The 16,370-nt window shown below is 53.2% G+C and carries 14 protein-coding genes and 3 tRNA genes; 2 read left to right on the top strand and 15 right to left on the bottom strand.

The window, feature by feature from the left end; genetic code table 11:
- Positions 1-87 precede the first annotated feature (87 nt).
- The 8 genes from pheT to uvrB all read right to left on the bottom strand — a co-directional run bounded on the left by pheT (position 88) and on the right by uvrB (position 9,405).
- Complete coding sequence (gene pheT / locus ACJJIQ_RS04230; RefSeq protein ID WP_445363797.1) at positions 88-2,463, bottom strand: phenylalanine--tRNA ligase subunit beta; 2,376 nt, start codon at positions 2,461-2,463, stop codon at positions 88-90.
- A gap of 129 nt (positions 2,464-2,592) precedes the next feature.
- Positions 2,593-3,606: a phenylalanine--tRNA ligase subunit alpha gene (gene pheS / locus ACJJIQ_RS04225; protein ID WP_282932052.1), complete on the bottom strand. Its 1,014-nt coding sequence runs from the start codon at positions 3,604-3,606 to the stop codon at positions 2,593-2,595.
- Positions 3,607-3,799: 193 nt separating this feature from the next.
- Positions 3,800-4,159: a 50S ribosomal protein L20 gene (gene rplT, locus ACJJIQ_RS04220; RefSeq protein WP_108733840.1), complete on the bottom strand. Its 360-nt coding sequence runs from the start codon at positions 4,157-4,159 to the stop codon at positions 3,800-3,802.
- A gap of 36 nt (positions 4,160-4,195) precedes the next feature.
- Positions 4,196-4,390 (bottom strand): 50S ribosomal protein L35, encoded by a 195-nt coding sequence (gene rpmI / locus ACJJIQ_RS04215; RefSeq protein WP_020413351.1) that lies wholly within the window; start codon positions 4,388-4,390, stop codon positions 4,196-4,198.
- 146 nt (positions 4,391-4,536) lie between these two features.
- The gene (gene infC, locus ACJJIQ_RS04210; protein ID WP_444908406.1) at positions 4,537-5,001 is read right to left on the bottom strand and encodes a translation initiation factor IF-3; all 465 of its coding nucleotides are present in this window, start codon (positions 4,999-5,001) and stop codon (positions 4,537-4,539) included.
- A 102-nt stretch (positions 5,002-5,103) separates the two neighbouring features.
- Positions 5,104-7,032, bottom strand: coding sequence for a threonine--tRNA ligase (thrS, locus tag ACJJIQ_RS04205; RefSeq protein WP_445363796.1), 1,929 nt, complete (start codon positions 7,030-7,032; stop codon positions 5,104-5,106).
- A gap of 110 nt (positions 7,033-7,142) precedes the next feature.
- Positions 7,143-7,219 (bottom strand) — tRNA-Val (locus ACJJIQ_RS04200).
- Between the two features lie 176 nt (positions 7,220-7,395).
- Positions 7,396-9,405 carry an excinuclease ABC subunit UvrB gene (uvrB, locus tag ACJJIQ_RS04195; protein ID WP_445363795.1) on the bottom strand — a complete coding sequence of 670 codons (2,010 nt, stop codon included), beginning with the start codon at positions 9,403-9,405 and terminating at the stop codon, positions 7,396-7,398.
- Between the two features lie 241 nt (positions 9,406-9,646).
- Between uvrB and ACJJIQ_RS04190 the strand changes: the two genes are divergently transcribed.
- Together ACJJIQ_RS04190 and ACJJIQ_RS04185 are read left to right on the top strand one after the other, a co-directional pair.
- Positions 9,647-9,722 (top strand) — tRNA-Asn (locus tag ACJJIQ_RS04190).
- Between the two features lie 46 nt (positions 9,723-9,768).
- Positions 9,769-9,844: transfer RNA gene (locus tag ACJJIQ_RS04185), tRNA-Asn, on the top strand.
- 121 nt (positions 9,845-9,965) lie between these two features.
- Here the strand turns inward: ACJJIQ_RS04185 and ACJJIQ_RS04180 are convergent.
- The 7 genes from ACJJIQ_RS04180 to ihfB form a co-directional block, all read right to left on the bottom strand.
- On the bottom strand, positions 9,966-11,918 hold the full coding sequence (locus ACJJIQ_RS04180; protein WP_445363794.1) for a polysaccharide biosynthesis protein: 1,953 nt from the start codon (positions 11,916-11,918) through the stop codon (positions 9,966-9,968).
- A gap of 53 nt (positions 11,919-11,971) precedes the next feature.
- Positions 11,972-12,862, bottom strand: a complete 891-nt coding sequence (locus ACJJIQ_RS04175; protein ID WP_444925436.1) for an MraY family glycosyltransferase — start codon at positions 12,860-12,862, stop codon at positions 11,972-11,974.
- Positions 12,863-13,216: 354 nt separating this feature from the next.
- Complete coding sequence (locus ACJJIQ_RS04170) at positions 13,217-13,525, bottom strand: ComEA family DNA-binding protein (protein ID WP_444897936.1); 309 nt, start codon at positions 13,523-13,525, stop codon at positions 13,217-13,219.
- A 141-nt stretch (positions 13,526-13,666) separates the two neighbouring features.
- The gene (gene pyrF, locus ACJJIQ_RS04165) at positions 13,667-14,374 is read right to left on the bottom strand and encodes an orotidine-5'-phosphate decarboxylase (protein WP_445363793.1); all 708 of its coding nucleotides are present in this window, start codon (positions 14,372-14,374) and stop codon (positions 13,667-13,669) included.
- Positions 14,375-14,444: 70 nt separating this feature from the next.
- Positions 14,445-15,638, bottom strand: coding sequence for a lipopolysaccharide assembly protein LapB (lapB, locus tag ACJJIQ_RS04160; RefSeq protein ID WP_445363792.1), 1,194 nt, complete (start codon positions 15,636-15,638; stop codon positions 14,445-14,447).
- Position 15,639: 1 nt separating this feature from the next.
- On the bottom strand, positions 15,640-15,948 hold the full coding sequence (locus ACJJIQ_RS04155; protein ID WP_413662669.1) for a lipopolysaccharide assembly protein LapA domain-containing protein: 309 nt from the start codon (positions 15,946-15,948) through the stop codon (positions 15,640-15,642).
- Between the two features lie 93 nt (positions 15,949-16,041).
- Entirely contained in the window at positions 16,042-16,350 is a 309-nt protein-coding gene (gene ihfB, locus ACJJIQ_RS04150) for an integration host factor subunit beta (protein WP_282932044.1), read from the bottom strand.
- Positions 16,351-16,370 lie beyond the last annotated feature (20 nt).

The raw sequence follows: 16,370 nt of genomic DNA, 5'->3' as shown, positions 1-16,370 counted from the left end.
AAGCGGCCCAAACCGCGGCGGCTTTCAACCCGGTAGCAGACGCTCTCGGGGTGCAATTCAGCCTGCACCCGAGAGCATCATGCTCTACTAGCGCAGACTAGCGTTATATTTTTCTTCTAGTTTTCCGACCACCGCATCTACAGCGGCATTGATTTCGTCGTCATTAAGGGTGCGTGACGAATGCTGAAACGTCAACCCCAAAGCGACACTTTTTCTATTTAAATCAATACCTTTGCCCTGGTAGACATCAAATATCTTGAGGTCCGTCAAGGTTTCACCTGCAACTTCGACAGCAGTTTCCACCAGGCTGGCGGCAGGAACCTCTGCATCAATCAGCAGGGCCAGATCGCGGCGCACTTCCGGGAACTTGGACAGCGGACGGAATGCGGGGGTTTTACCCTCGCCGATCGCTTCCAGGCTCAGTTCAAATACGAACGCGGGCTTGGACAGGTCCAACTTCTTCTGCAACTGCGGGTGCAGGGCTCCGATAACCCCTACTTCGCGGTCGCCGCGCATAATCTTGGCGGTTTGGCCGGGGTGCAGCGCGGGGTGTTGGCCAGCGACAAAGCGGAACTCATCGGCTACACCGGTGCGAGCCAACAGGGCTTCTACATCGGCTTTCACGTCGAAGAAGTCCACGGCGTCTTTGCTGCCAGTCCAGTTTTCTGCGTAACGGCTGCCGTAGGCGAGACCGGCAATCATTTGCTCCTGGTGCAATTCGGCACCCGGTACAAAGCGCAGGCCGGTTTCAAACAGGCGCACGCGGTTTTGCTGGCGATTCAGGTTGTACTGCAACGCTTTGCACAGGCCCGGCAATAAGGTGGTGCGCATAACCGCCAGCTCAGCGCTGATCGGGTTTTGCAGGGCCACCGGATCGGCTTTCGGATCAAACAGCGCGGCGCTGTCGCTATCGATAAAGCTGAAGGTAATCGCTTCGTAGTAGCCACGGCTCAGCAGGGTTTGCTCCAGGTTGTCCTGGGCAATAGTGCTCTCCGGGCGCGGGGCAATTTCCAACTCGGCGGTAAAGCTTTCGCTGGGAATACGGTTATAGCCGTATACACGGGCCAGCTCTTCCAGCAGATCTGCTTCGATGGCGATATCGAAACGGAAGCTGGGGGCGAGGAAGGTCCAACCTTCGTCGTTCTGGTCGATTTTTTCCAGGCCCAGGCGGGTGAGGATATCGACGATTTCGTCATCGGCCAGCTTGATGCCCAAGCCTAACTCGACCTTGGCACGGCGCAGGGTGATGTGGCGCTCGGCGGGCATAATTTCAGTCAGCTCGCGCACGTGTACCGGGCCGGGCTCACCGCCAACGATATCCAGCAGCAGCTGGGTAGCGCGCTCTACCGCTTTCTCTTGCAGGTGGTAGTCCACGCCGCGTTCGAAGCGGTGGGAGGAATCGGTGTGCAGGCCGTAAGAGCGAGCCTTGCCGGCAATGGCCAGCGGGCTAAAGAAGGCGCTCTCCAGGAAGATATGCTGTGTGCCTGCGGTCACGGAGGAATCCAGCCCCCCCATAATACCGGCCATCGCCAGAGGTTTTTCCTCATCGGCAATTACCAGGGTGCCCTCTTTCAGTTTGACTTCCTGGCCGTCCAGCAGGGTCAGCTCTTCACCGGCTTCTGCCATACGCACTTTGATGCCGCCGGAGAGTTTCTCCAGGTCGAAGGCGTGCATGGGCTGGCCCAGTTCCAGCAAAACATAGTTGGTAACATCTACTACCGGGTCGATACTGCGCAGGCCGCTGCGACGCAGGCGCTCTTGCATCCACAGAGGTGTTACCGCTTTGATATCGATATTGCGAATAACACGACCTACGTAGCGCGGGCAGGCGGCTTCGGCCAGCAGGGATACGGGCATGCTTTCGTCGATCTGCTGGGGTACCGGAGCAACTTCCGGCCCCTGAACGGCGCAGCGATTCAGTACACCCACTTCGCGAGCGATACCGGCAACACCGAGGCAGTCGGAACGGTTCGGGGTGAGATCCACTTCGATGGTCTCGTCGTCCAGCTGCAAGTATTCGCGCAGATCGGTACCGGTGGGTGCGTCTTCTGGCAGCTCCCAGATACCGTCATTGTCTTCGCCCAGTTCCAGTTCGGTCTGTGCGCAGAGCATACCGAAGCTCTCTACACCACGGAGCTTGGCTTTCTTGATTTTAAAATCGCCCGGCAGCTTGGCGCCTACCAGGGCAAAAGGAATTTTGATTCCGGTGCGCGCATTGGGAGCACCGCATACAACCTGCATTTCACCGTCGGGGTGGCCAGCGACTTTGCACACGCGCAGCTTGTCCGCATCCGGGTGCTGTTCACAGGCAACAATCTCACCGACAACCACTCCGGAGAAATCGCCCGCAACTTTTTCTATACCGTCCACTTCCAGGCCGGCCATGGTGATTTGATCGGCCAGTTCCTGCGTGGTGAGTTCCGGGTTTACCCATTCCCGCAACCAGGAGTTGCTGATTTTCATAGTTGATCTCTTTCTGTATTCCGTCAGCGCAACTTGGTGCGCATTTCGCCTGGGGCTATTTCGCCTCCCAGGCCTCCACAATTCGACTGCTGTTGCGAAGGGCCATTGCCATTCGCGCTGCCACTTGGCTTAGAACTGTTTCAAGAAGCGCAGATCGTTATCGAAGAACAAGCGCAGGTCGTTTACGCCGTAGCGCAGCATGGCGAGGCGCTCGATACCGATACCGAAGGCAAAGCCGGAGTATTTTTCGCTGTCGATATCGCAGGCGGCGAAGACGTTCGGGTGCACCATGCCGCAGCCGAGAATCTCCAGCCAGCCGGTGCCGGAACATACGCGGCAGCCTTCACCGGAACAGGCGGTACACTGGATGTCCGCTTCTGCGGAAGGCTCGGTGAACGGGAAGTAAGACGGACGGAAACGCACCGGTACTTCCGCTTCGAAGAAGGCGCGCAGGAATTGGTCGATAGTGCCTTTCAGGTGGGCGAAGCTGATGTTCTCGCCGATTACCAGGCCTTCTACCTGGTGGAACATGGGCGAGTGGGTGACATCGGAGTCGCAGCGGTATACGCGGCCCGGGCAGATAATGCGCAGCGGTGGAGATTTTTTCTCCATGGTGCGGATCTGCACTGAGGAGGTGTGGGTTCTCAGTACGGTGGTGGGGTCCACGTAGAAGGTGTCATGCATCGCGCGCGCGGGGTGGTGCGCGGGAATATTCAACGCTTCGAAGTTGTAGTAGTCCTGTTCGACTTCCGGGCCGTTTTCAACGGAGAAGCCAATGCTCGCAAAGAATTCTTCCACGCGCTTTAAGGTGCGCGTAATGGGGTGGGCATTGCCCTGCTCTTCGCCGCGCCCCGGCAGAGTGACATCAATGGTCTCTTCGGCCAACTTCGCATTGATGGCGGCCTGCTCCAGCATAGTGCGGCGCGCGTTAATTTTTTCCTGAACCTGCTGCTTGGCTTCGTTGATCTTGGCACCCGCCGCCGGACGCTCCTCAGCCGACAGCTTGCCAAGGCCTTTCAGCAGTGCCGTCAGCTGGCCCTTTTTGCCCAGGTAATCAACACGCACCTGATCCAGTGCGGCGAGGCCATCGGCCTTCTCCACCAGCTCCATAGCCTGCTCGGTGAGGGACTGCAAATCTTGCATCGAACTGTTCCCGTTTGAATCCAACTTCGATTAATTTTTTCTGCTTTGTTCGGCCGGTACTTTCTGTACCGGAGGGAATTTCCCCAGGCACCGCCACCGGTAAAAAATAGCGGAAACTCCATAAAAAAATAGGGAAGGGCCACTACAGCCCTTCCCTATTTTGAGTATTCAGTTTTACAACTGAAGTGACAGCTTACGCTGCCAGGGCTGCCTTAGCTTTTTCAACTACGGCAGCAAAAGCGACTTTATCGTAAACAGCCAGATCAGCCAGTACACGGCGATCCAGTGCGATGTCCGCTTTTTTCAGACCTGCGATCAGGCGGCTGTAGCTCAGGCCTTCAGCACGGGACTGGGCGTTAATACGAGTAATCCACAGAGCGCGGAAGTTACGCTTTTTAACGCGACGGTCACGGTATGCGTACTGACCAGCTTTAATTACTGCCTGCTTGGCAACGCGGAATACGCGTGAACGCGCACCGTAGTAACCTTTAGCCTGCTTCAGAATCTTCTTGTGACGACGACGCGCCTCTACACCACGTTTTACACGGGCCATACTTCTATCCTCTTAAACCTTTGCGATTTGGGCCAATTACTTGGCGCGCAGCATACGATCGACCAGACCAGCATCAGACTTGTTCATAGTCTGGGTGCCACGCAGCTGACGCTTGCGCTTGGTGGTCATCTTGGTGAGGATGTGGCTCTTGTTAGCGTGCTTGTGCTTGTAGCCCGCAGCCGTCTTCTTGAAGCGCTTGGCAGCGCCACTGTGAGTCTTTGCTTTCGGCATTTTGTACTCCAAAGTTAATATTCGCCTGTAAAACAGGCACCTTTAGTAACTGCCGACAACCGAAGTTACCGGCACTGCGAGAGTGGGGAGGCAGCCGTCGCCCAACCACTTCTCAAAGGAGATCCCGGGAATGACTTCCCCAGACCTCACTTTTTCTTTTTGAGCGGAGCAATCACCATCAGCATTTGACGACCTTCCATTTTCGGTCGCTGCTCTACGGTGCCCAGCTCTTCAAGGTCCTTTTCGATGCGCTGCATCATTTCCATGCCCAGCTCTTGGTGAGCCATTTCGCGGCCACGGAAACGCAGGGATACTTTGGCCTTGTCACCCGCTTCCAGGAAGCGGGCCAGGTTGCGCAGCTTGATCTGATAGTCACCGACATCGGTGCCCGGGCGGAATTTCATTTCCTTGATCTGCTGCTGCTTCTGCTTCTTCTTGGCGGCATTCTTAGCTTTTTTAGCTTCGAATACGTGCTTGCCGTAGTCCATGATCTTACAGACTATCGGCGTGGAGTCCGAGGCAATTTCAACGAGATCCAAGCTAGCTTTCTGTGCAGCTTCCAGCGCTTCATCCAGGGAGACAATGCCTACCTGTTCGCCATCAGCGCCTATCAGGCGGAGTTCTGACGCTTCAATCTGATCGTTTATGCGGGCCTTTTTGGACCGTCCCTTAGTGTCTCGTTTAATAGCTATGGTCTCCCAGTTGCCAAGTTGTTATGCATTATCTTCTGTCAAACGACCGCGACGATTCACGTCTTGCTCGAGGATCTCGAGGAATGACTCATACGTCATTGTACCAAGATCTTCACCGCTACGGGTACGTACTGCCACGGTCTGACTTTCTACTTCCTTATCGCCAATTACCAATAGATAAGGAACACGCTGAAGCGTGTGCTCGCGGATTTTAAAGCCGATCTTCTCGTTTCTCAAGTCAGCTGTGGCGCGGTATTGCAGCTCACCCAAACGATCTTGCAAATTGCGACAATATTCGGCCTGGCGATCGGTGATATTCATGATCGCCACCTGCTGCGGCGCGAGCCAGGTGGGGAACGCGCCTTCGTAGTGCTCGATCAGGATTCCGATAAAGCGCTCGAAGGAACCCAGGGCTGCACGGTGCAACATTACCGGGGACTGGCGCGAGCCATCTTCCGCTACAAACTGGGCATCCAGGCGGCCCGGCATGGAGAAGTCCACCTGAATGGTACCGCACTGCCATACACGGCCGAGACAGTCTTTCAGGGAGAATTCGATTTTAGGTCCGTAGAAGGCACCCTCACCGGGCAATTCCTCCCAGGGCAGACCTGCGGCATCCAGCGCATCGGCCAGGGCTTTTTCAGCTTTATCCCAACTTTCATCGGAACCTACGCGCTTCTCCGGGCGAGTCGAGAGACGGTAGATCACGTCCTGGAAGCCGAAATCCTTATAAACAGAGTGCAGCAGATCCATAAAGTCAGAAACTTCTGACTGAATCTGGTCTTCGCTACAGAAGATATGGCCATCATCCTGCACAAAGCCGCGCACGCGCATCAGGCCATGCAGGGAACCGGAAGGCTCGCTGCGGTGACAGGAGCCAAACTCCGCCAGACGCAACGGCAGGTCGCGGTAGCTGCGCAGGCCCTGATTGAATACCTGTACGTGACAAGGGCAGTTCATCGGCTTAATGGCGAACTGACGCTCTTCACTGGTCAGAGTGAACATGTCATCGCCGAACTTATCGGCGTGACCGGATTTGCGCCACAGGCTGAAATCTACCAGCTGCGGAGTCTTGATTTCTTTGTAGCCGAATTCGCGCTGGCGGCGACGCATGTACTGCTCGATAGTGCTGTAAATGGTCCAGCCGTTCGGGTGCCAGAACACCATGCCGGGGGCCTCTTCCTGGATATGGAAAAGGTCAAATTTCTTCGCCAGCTTGCGGTGATCGCGCTTTTCTGCCTCTTCGATACGACGCAGGTAAGCTTTCAATTCTTTTTTGTTGGCCCAGGCAGTGCCGTAAACACGGGTCAACATTTCATTGTTGGAATCGCCACGCCAGTAGGCACCCGCCACTTTGGTCAGTTTGAACGCTTTCAACCTGCCAGTGGAAGGTACGTGGGGACCGCGACACAAGTCTTCAAAGTCGCCCTGGCGGTAGAGAGAAATATCTTCATCGCTGGGGATGCTGTCGATAATCTCAGCTTTGTACTCTTCGCCCATTTCGCGGAAATATTTCACCGCTTCTTTGCGCGGCATCAGGCGGCGGCTGACAGTGATATCTTCTTTGGCCAGCACTTCCATACGCTCTTCGATCTTCTCGAGATCTTCTGGCGTAAACTGGCGCTCGTAGGCAAAGTCGTAGTAGAAGCCATCATCGATAACCGGGCCAATGGTGACCTGGGCTGTCGGGTACAGCTGTTTAACTGCTTGTGCCAGCAAGTGCGCTGTGGAGTGACGGATCACTTCCAGACCTTCAGGCTGACGATCAGTAATAATTGCCAGATTTACGTCGGCATCAATAACGTAACTGGTATCGACTTCCTTGCCGTCTACAACGCCAGCAAGTGCGGCTTTTGCCAAACCAGGGCCGATATCAGCGGCTACATCGTGTACGGAAACCGGAGCAGAAAATTCTCGACGGGAACCATCGGGGAGAGTAACAACGGGCATTGTTTATCCTTTGTTCTCAGTGGCGATCCCTACCAAAGACCGCATGAAACTATCCATGAATTTTTTCATGGAACTCTTGATCGGGATGGGCAATCCATCCTTTTGAAAGGTGGTAGACCCGGGCGGATTTGAACCGCCGACCTCTGCCATGTCAAGGCAGCGCTCTAACCAACTGAGCTACGGGTCTAAAGCTCTACAGCGGGGGAACCCTGTGCTGTGAAGAGCGCGAACTTTAGCACCGCTTTTCAGTGTTTTCAACAACTTACTGAACTTTTGTGTGAAATTTTTTAAGAGCTACCAAGCACCAACAAGGCAGTGCGGGACTATCAAAATGTAGATCCAAGTCCCGCCCTTCAGCAAGGACTATTCCACACCTTTTAAGTGGGTAATCTCATCGCGCAATTTTGCTGCTGCTTCAAATTCCAGGTTCTTCGCATGCTGGTACATTTGCTCTTCCAGCTCGGCAATTCGGGCCCAGCGCTGCTTATCGGTAAGGGCCTCAACATCCACCTTGTACTCACCTTTACCCTCGGCAACTTTGCGGCGCCCTTTCTTGGGCACACCGGGGGCCACCGCTCCCTCCAGAATATCTGCCACACTCTTGCGAATACCCTTGGGGGTAATGCCGTGCTCCTCGTTAAAGGCCAACTGCTTCTCGCGGCGACGACGAGTCTCTTCGAGTGCCCGCTCCATAGAGCCGGTGACTTTGTCCGCGTAGAGAATCGCCCTCCCCTCCAGGTTTCGCGCAGCCCGCCCAATGGTCTGAATCAGCGAGCGATCGGAACGGAGGAAGCCCTCTTTATCGGCATCGAAAATTGCCACTAGGGCAACTTCCGGCATATCCAGGCCTTCTCGCAGCAAGTTAATGCCAACTAGCACGTCAAACTCACCGATACGCAGGTCCCGGATAATCTCCACCCTCTCGACAGTATCAATATCGGAGTGTAAGTAGCGGACACGAACACCACTCTCGGAGAGATATTCAGTCAGGTCTTCCGCCATCCGCTTGGTCAATACGGTAATCAGTACTCGCTGATCGGCATCCACACAACGGTGAATTTCAGACAGGGCATCATCTACCTGGGTCAATGCTGGGCGAACTTCGACTTCCGGGTCCACCAGCCCTGTCGGGCGAACCACCTGCTCGACCACTTGCCCCGCATTCTCTTGCTCATAGGCCCCTGGGGTTGCGGACACAAAAACCGTCTGGGGTGCCAACCCCTCCCACTCTTCAAACTTGAGAGGACGATTGTCCAGGGCCGATGGCAGACGAAAGCCATACTCCACCAAGGTTTCTTTCCGCGACCTGTCCCCGCGATACATGCCTCCAATTTGTGGCACCGTTACATGGCTTTCATCGATAAACAGCAGTGCATCGCTGGGCAAGTAATCGAATAGCGTGGGGGGCGGCTGGCCAGATTCGCGACCAGAGAGGTAGCGGGAATAGTTCTCTACGCCATTGCAGTAACCCAACTCCTGCATCATTTCCACATCGTAGCGGGTACGCTGATCTAACCTTTGCGCTTCGACCAGCTTGTTGTTGCCACGCAGTTGCTCCAGACGCCCTCGTAACTCATCTTTGATTTCATCGATAGCACTGACGATCGTCTCTCGCGGCGTCACATAGTGGCTCTTGGGGAAGATAGTGACCCGGGGCACCTTCTTGAGCTGCTCTCCAGTGAGCGGGTCAAATATGGTGATCTCTTCGATCTCCTCATCAAAAAGAGACAGGCGCACCGCTTCCAAATCAGAGTCTGCCGGGTAAATATCGATAATATCGCCGCGCACCCGGTAAGTGGCGCGACGGAAATCTGCATCGTTGCGGGTGTATTGCAGCTCTGCCAGGCGCCTTAGGATAGTGCGCTGATCAACGAGATCGCCGCGATCCAAATGCAACACCATCTTCAAATACTTGTCGGGGTCACCCAAACCGTAAATTGCCGAAACTGTGGCAACCACAATCACATCGCGCCGCTCAATAAGTGCCTTGGTGGCCGAGAGGCGCATCTGCTCGATATGCTCGTTTACGGATGCATCCTTTTCGATAAAGGTGTCCGAAGAGGGGACGTAAGCTTCCGGCTGGTAGTAGTCGTAGTAAGAGACAAAATATTCCACCGCATTCTTCGGGAAAAACTCTTTAAACTCACCGTAGAGCTGAGCCGCCAGCGTTTTATTGTGAGCCATCACAATGGCCGGCCGCTGCAGGCGCTCAATAATATTCGCCATAGTGAAGGTCTTACCCGAACCGGTAACACCCAGCAGCGTTTGATGGCTCAGACCATCATCAACTCCTTCTGACAACTGCTCTATCGCCAGAGGCTGATCGCCCGCTGGCTGATACTTGGATTCCACCTTAAAAGGTCGCGATTCCATACACTTCCCCCAACCGCTTAATCATTCATGCAACACAGGATTGTAGGCTGTCGTCATACGACCCACAATTGCAAGAGAATAGCGTCCTACCCATCCCAACTCTGACCTGCAGCATTTTGCGCATGGCCCCAAAAAATAATTTCCTGACAAATCAATTAGTTAAAGATGAAAAAAGGGGTTGACCTGTTCGGAAGTGCTCTATAATATACGCGCCATCTCAACGGCACAGCCGAAAAGATATTCCGCCTTAGCTCAGTTGGTAGAGCAAATGACTGTTAATCATTGGGTCGCTGGTTCGAGCCCAGCAGGCGGAGCCAAATTTCAAAGCGCAGCTTAATTTGCGCTCTATAAATTAGATTAAATTCCGCCTTAGCTCAGTTGGTAGAGCAAATGACTGTTAATCATTGGGTCGCTGGTTCGAGCCCAGCAGGCGGAGCCAAACAAAAGCCCGGATAGATTCCATCTATCCGGGCTTTTTCTTTTCTGCTCAAATATTTTTAATCTACATGGAGATTGTGAGATAGCGACCAACCGTATTAGTTAGCCGCCCAAAATATACGCTAGCGGGAACCAGCCTCCCCAGCTAAAGGCAACCTCTCCACAGTCGCCCCTCCGCTCGCTTTACGTACCTGCCCGTGCCTCGACCAGACAACATCGACCAGCCCCTGCTTGGGTGAATAGCCTTTTACTGCCCGACATAGAATCCAGCGGACCTGCTCGCAATCATGAGAGTCGCACGCATCCCTAAGCTCTGAAACCAGAAGCTGCAAAGCCTCGCTATCGAGACGCTCCTCTTCTGCGCGCATAATCATTGGGTGGTCCGTGCCCAGCACGTTATCCCCCAGCAACAATTCTTCGTACAATTTCTCCCCAGGACGCAACCCAGTGAGCTGGATTTCAATATCGCCATCAGGGTTCTCTTCATCCCTTACCGTGTGCCCCATCAAGCGAATCAAGCGCTCAGCCAGATCATAGATGCGCACCGGCTCACCCATATCAAGAACAAATACATCCCCGTTGCGCCCCATACTCCCAGCCTGCAATACCAGCTGAGCCGCCTCGGGAATTGTCATAAAGTAACGGGTTACTTTTGAGTGGGTCACAGTTACCGGGCCACCGGCATTGATCTGATCCGTGAACAAGGGAATTACCGAGCCGGAAGAGCCGATAACATTACCAAACCTAACCATGCACACGCGCATCTTATTAAAGCGGCGACCAAAATCCTGGCAAATCAGCTCGGCAAATCTTTTGGTAGCCCCCATCACATTGGTTGGCCGAACGGCCTTATCGGTAGAGATAAGCACAAACTGCTCAACTCCATGCTGCTCTGCGGCCTCAAGTACGGAAAGGGTACCCAGGACATTGTTGTCGGCACCAATAACGACATTCTGCTCAACCAGGGGCACATGCTTGTATGCGGCCGCATGGTAAATTGTATGCACGGAGAAGCCCTGAATAATTTCCGCCATACGCTCAGTATTGCGCACATCACCAAGCAGCGCCGTCACCTCGAACTGGACCCCGTCATCCTGGTGCTGTTGTCGCAGCTCGCGCTCTATCTGATAGAGGGCATATTCAGAGGACTCAACAACAACCAGCCTGGCAGGCTTCCATTGCGATATCTGCCTGCACAATTCCGACCCTATGGACCCGCCAGCACCAGTAACCAAAACCACCTTGCCGCTGATAGAGCCAGAAACGAGCTCCTTCTGAGGTTCAACAGGGGCTCGCCCCAGGATATTTTCATAGGTCTGCGAAACATCCTCTGCCCGCCCCACACCGTCGAGCAGCTCCTCCACTCCAGGAATCGCCTTTACCACCAGACCTCGCTCTCTGAGCGCTTTGGTTATCTCCCTGCGGCGCCGCCGCGGCACTCCTGGCATCGCAAGGACCACCTCAGCAATATCCTTATCTGCGACAACTTCAAGCATATCTGCGGGGTTATACACCAACAGACCATCGATGAAGGTCTTTTGCTTAGAGGCGTTATCATCAAAAAAAGCAACGGGCTTATAGAGCTGCCCATGAACTAGCGCCTTATACATTTGCAAACCCGCAGTACCAGCACCATAAATAGCCACCCGGGTTTTATGAATTTCCAATGCAGTCTGATAGTAAAGGCGAACCAACCAGCGGGATCCGCCCACCGCAACAAATGCAAAGCACCAGTAGATAACAGGGACAGAGCGAGGAACCCCTGCCGTAGTCAGATAAGAAAAGAGCGCCAACATCACTGCAGAAAGAGTGACCCCCTGCAGAACCGCAATGATAGCTTTTTGTCCCATGTACCGAATAATCGTCCGGTACAAGCCGAGCCGGAGAAAAATAAAGCTAGTAGCAACTAGTGTTAATATCAGGCAGGCCACCATTCGCCACTCAAAAAATTGAGCGACGCTATTAAGCCTAATCATCATTGCCAGCAAAAAGGCCATGCTTAGCATCAGCATATCAAAGGCCAACATCAATACTGGCTTATGGGCTTTCTTTACGTTGCGCCAAACTCTTGTCACGAGACTCCCCGAAATCTATTTACCTTTAAACCGACATCCAGCATGAGAGACATTCACCTCCCCTCAAGTACAACAGCTGCCAGCGCCACTAAAGAAAAAGATATCATTGCGCCCAGCTGCAAAATGAGCGCCCTTTTAACGCCAATCTTAATTGCGCACCTCTGGTAGAAATGCTCACGATGAGCTTCCCACCAACGCTGACCACTCAACGCCCTTTTTAGCAGTGTATATGTAGCATCCAACCAAAATGGTATAAATATGACCACGGGTATCCAAAGCTCAAACGCTCCCCGCTGCCAGCCAAATAAGCTGACAGCAACCACCCCCAAACCTACGCCCGTAGAGCCAGCATCACCCAAAAAAATCTTCGCCGCAGGCCAGTTGAAGACCAGAAAAACGAGCGCACAAACAGCCACCAGGGCACAGAGCCAGGCTAACTCCAAGTCCCCATTTAAAGTGCAAATAATCCCCAAGGAGGAAAAGCCAACAAGCGTCATTGACCCCGCTAGACCATCCATTCCATCCATAAAGTTGTAGAGGTTGACAACCCAGGCCCCCGCCAAAATAAGGACCGGGTACAACCACCACTCCAAACTTTCTGGCAGTGCAAACAGAAGAAAGACCACAGCTAGAAGATGAGCTGAAAAGCGAAGATGTATGGCTACATCCCCAAGATCATCCAGTGCGGATACCACTAACAACAGTGTAAATGCAACCAACACCAACGGAGACAGGTCAAGTGGGCTAGCGACTACCGCAACCAGACAACCGAGTAAAAAGGCCCAACCACCTGTGCGAGGTACCGGCACCGAGTGCATTGAACGATTATTGGGCACATCGAGCGCAAAATTGCGCATCCTCACGATAAACAACGATGTAGCGCCATAGCTTGCTGCTAAAGCCAGCAATAGCGGTATTACCCACTCCCAAGCGATACTAATCAACTAACCAACCCTTATCACTTCCAAGCAAGCCAATCCTTCCGACCACATTCAACAAACAGGACAGGGAAGCACCATGCCCAGCAAAGGAATTAAAAATGTTTTCACAACTCGACAGAAAAACCTAAAGGTCATCCAGGCGGGGAACATTTACCAACAATGAAAGGGGGACGAGAACAGGAGGTAGAACACAACGAATGGTGTAGCTCTGCGGCAGACGCAACATAAATGCTACATTTTATCGACAGTAACAACTGAAATTCATCTGGGGGAGTCATCTATTAAGGCTCTCTTGCTCACCAACTCAAAACCCCAACTGGAGACCACAAAAAACCACCAGTCGGGACCCATAAACCTTTAGAGCCGAATCAAATCCCTGTTTTTATCCAGGGTTGCCGCGCCGATTCCCTTAACATTCAACAGCTGCTCCACAGAGGTAAACGGGCCATGCACCTCGCGATACTCAACGATTAATTGTGCCCGTGCTTCGCCAATGCCATTCAACCTCTCAGCAAGTTCAACAGCTGAAGCACTGTTGACATTGACAGACAGCACAACCTCTTTGGCTTCAACGCTGCCCATCTCTCCCGCAAATGCAGATGGACTCAAAAAAAGCGAAAAAGCTAGCGCAAAAACAACAGAAAACAATTGGTAGGTCAATTTCATGGTCAACTCCCAGTGAATTATCGGTTTCACTTTGGGACTGCTATTACCTCCCCCAAGCCACACCATGATATCAACGGGCAACTTTCTGTCGGCTCAGGCCTAATTACACATCATTACAAGTTGCGAAGCAAGACAACCATGCTAACCTGCCAGTTCGGCCAAAATTGACTTCAAGGCCACTAAAGGCTCAGATGCGGCAGTGATGGGACGACCTACAACCAAATAGTCAGAACCTTGCGCCAAAGCTTCAGCAGGCGTCAAAGTACGCCGCTGATCCCCGGCATCAGAGCCCGCGGGACGAATTCCCGGCGTCACTAGGGAGAAATCGGCCCCACATTCACTGCGCAGCAGTTGGGCCTCCCTTGCGGAGCAGACTACACCGTCGAGACCGCAGGATTTAGTTTGAGAGGCCAGGTGCAACACCTGCTTTTCCAGCGGAGCAGCCACACCAACTGCAGCCAGCTCCTCTTCAGTTGTGCTGGTAAGTACGGTAACCGCAATTAATAGAGGCCTATCTTCGCCAAATTCCCGCAGGGCCTCGGCGGCAGCCAACATCATCCGCTCACCACCACTTGCGTGAACATTAACCATCCATACCCCCAATTTCGCCGCAGCTTTAACGGCCTTCGCAACAGTATTGGGGATATCGTGAAATTTAAGATCCAGAAATACCTGGAAGCCCCGGTCAACCAGCGTTTTCACCAGGTCTGGACCAGCAGCAGTAAACAGCTCCTTACCAACTTTGACCCGACACAGCGACGGATCGAGCTGATCTGCCATTGCCAGTGCAGACTCAGCATTGTCGTAATCCAGAGCAACGATAACCGGAGAAGAAACTTTAGACTGCAAGAAAAACCTCATTCATTTCAAAAGCCGTCCCGACCAGGCCGCCAGCCCGGTGAATAGGACAGTCATTACTTTACTCGCCCTCAATCCCCTTAACGGAGCGTACCGAATCCCAGTGCTTGCAGCTCGGGCACAACCAGTGCAACTGATTGCCCGAAAACCCGCAATTGCTACACCGGTAGTGAGGGCGGCTCGCTATAAGCTGGTCGATTAATGTCTTGAGTAGGGAAAGATTCTCTCTCGCCCTACCCTCTGTACTATCTATATGCAGATCGAGAAAGCGTCCCAACCCCCTCAAAGACGGGCGCAGCGCCAGCTGCTTCCCCATAAATGCAGCCGCTGCAGCCTCACTATCCTGCAGCTGAATACGCTCAGTCAGGGCAATCAATACGCTATTAGAGGGGTGCTCTTTCAACAGGGATTCAAGATAGCGATCCAACCCCTTGCCATCCCCTAAATCCCCATAACAAGTAATCAACAACTCAAGGATTTCAGGAATATAGTCCGGACTCTGCTTGGGGATCCGCTGTAAAACCTTAATGGCCTCTCTCGGCTTGCCAAGCAGATATTCGAGGCGACCCCACAGCAAATTTGCCCGCACTGAGCTGCGCTCATAACTCAGAGCAGAATCGATATGCTTCCTCGCACTTAGGTAATCCTTTGCCGCTATTGACTCCTCTGCCAATTCGCAACAAAAATGAGCCTGAACCGGGGCCCAGTCAGCCGAGAGGCGCTTGAACCGTCGGCCATGCAATAGGTTTACAGCGTGAATCGCTTTAGCCCACTCCCTTTCATCCCGGTAGACTTCAATCAGACGCTCCAGGCTAACAGCCTTTAACTCCTGAGAGGTCTCAACCAACTCTTGTAGCAGACGTTCAGCTCTATCCAGCCAGCCAGCAGAAATATAGTCACAGGCAAGTTCAAGTTGAGCCTTGTTTTGACTAACCCTGGACAAGCTCGGGCGCCCGAGTAAATTTTGATGGACTCGAATCGCCTGATCGTACTCCCCTCTTCGGCGCAACAGACTTCCAAGAGCCAGGTGGGTGTCAAAAGTAGCCTGACTTACTTCCAAAGAGTCAATAAATTTATCGATGGTATCGTCGTGGCGCTCACTCAATAAATAGTTCAAACCCTGGGCATAAGACCTCACCAGCGCATGCTCTTGCTCACTATAATCCGCCACTTTCTTTTTGGCGCTGCCTCGCCCCAGCACCCAGCCGATCGCGATTGCCGCAAGCAGGAAAAAGAAATAGGTAAAATCGAGCAAATCAGTCTCCAGAAGCCTTGCGGTGGGCGGTGTGTAATTCCCGCTCCATTTTCTTCAATTGCTTCTCGAGCGACCGCACTTGGCGACGCTTGGCATAAACAGGCTGCAGGCTAACGACAAAACCCAGCAACAACCCCAGCAACAAGAAACCAATCAACCAAAAGCCTACACTTCCCGCCGGCAGTTGATAGCCCACAATATTTGGCTTGATAGTCTCCGGATTGGCAACTGCGAAATAAATCCCCAAGGCGATGCAAAGCAGGGCGACGACCCCATAGACGATGCGTGTCAGCCAACGCAAAAATGACAAGGGAACCTCCACGTTCCACAAAAAACTTTATCGATTAACGACGAAGCTCACCCCGATTAATGGCAGTATTTATACTGCTGCCAGGGAATCTAATCATACTTCGATACTCGCCTCATCGTGCATACTTCGATTCACTCTGTCGCGCAACTCTTTGCCAGGCTTGAAATGCGGGACATATTTCCCGGCGAGATCAACCGCGTCCCCAGTTTTGGGATTCCGGCCCGTACGCGGGGCTCGATAGTGAAGAGAAAAGCTACCAAAGCCGCGTATCTCTATACGTTCACCCTGGGACAAGGCATCTGACATGGTGTCGAGCACCACTTTTACCGCCAGCTCTACATCCTTAACTGGCAGCTGATCCAACCTCAACGCAATCCTTTCGATCAGTTCGGACTTGGTCATGCGCTCCGCAACCTTTGTAA

The sequence above is a fragment of the Microbulbifer maximicatervae (SeqCode) genome (genome assembly GCF_052468295.1).
Note: the sequence above shows the minus strand (reverse complement) of the source record. Positions and strands in the feature narration are given on the sequence as shown.

Excerpts from the sequence above, each read along its gene's own strand:
- pheS (WP_282932052.1), bottom strand. The coding sequence starts at position 3,606 with ATGCAAGATTTGCAGTCCCTCACCGAGCAGGCTATGGAGCTGGTGGAG.
- rplT (WP_108733840.1), bottom strand. The coding sequence starts at position 4,159 with ATGGCCCGTGTAAAACGTGGTGTAGAGGCGCGTCGTCGTCACAAGAAG.
- ACJJIQ_RS04170 (WP_444897936.1), bottom strand. The coding sequence starts at position 13,525 with ATGAAATTGACCTACCAATTGTTTTCTGTTGTTTTTGCGCTAGCTTTT.
- uvrB (WP_445363795.1), bottom strand. The coding sequence starts at position 9,405 with ATGGAATCGCGACCTTTTAAGGTGGAATCCAAGTATCAGCCAGCGGGC.
- ihfB (WP_282932044.1), bottom strand. The coding sequence starts at position 16,350 with ATGACCAAGTCCGAACTGATCGAAAGGATTGCGTTGAGGTTGGATCAG.
- rpmI (WP_020413351.1), bottom strand. The coding sequence starts at position 4,390 with ATGCCGAAAGCAAAGACTCACAGTGGCGCTGCCAAGCGCTTCAAGAAG.
- thrS (WP_445363796.1), bottom strand. The coding sequence starts at position 7,032 with ATGCCCGTTGTTACTCTCCCCGATGGTTCCCGTCGAGAATTTTCTGCT.
- pheT (WP_445363797.1), bottom strand. The coding sequence starts at position 2,463 with ATGAAAATCAGCAACTCCTGGTTGCGGGAATGGGTAAACCCGGAACTC.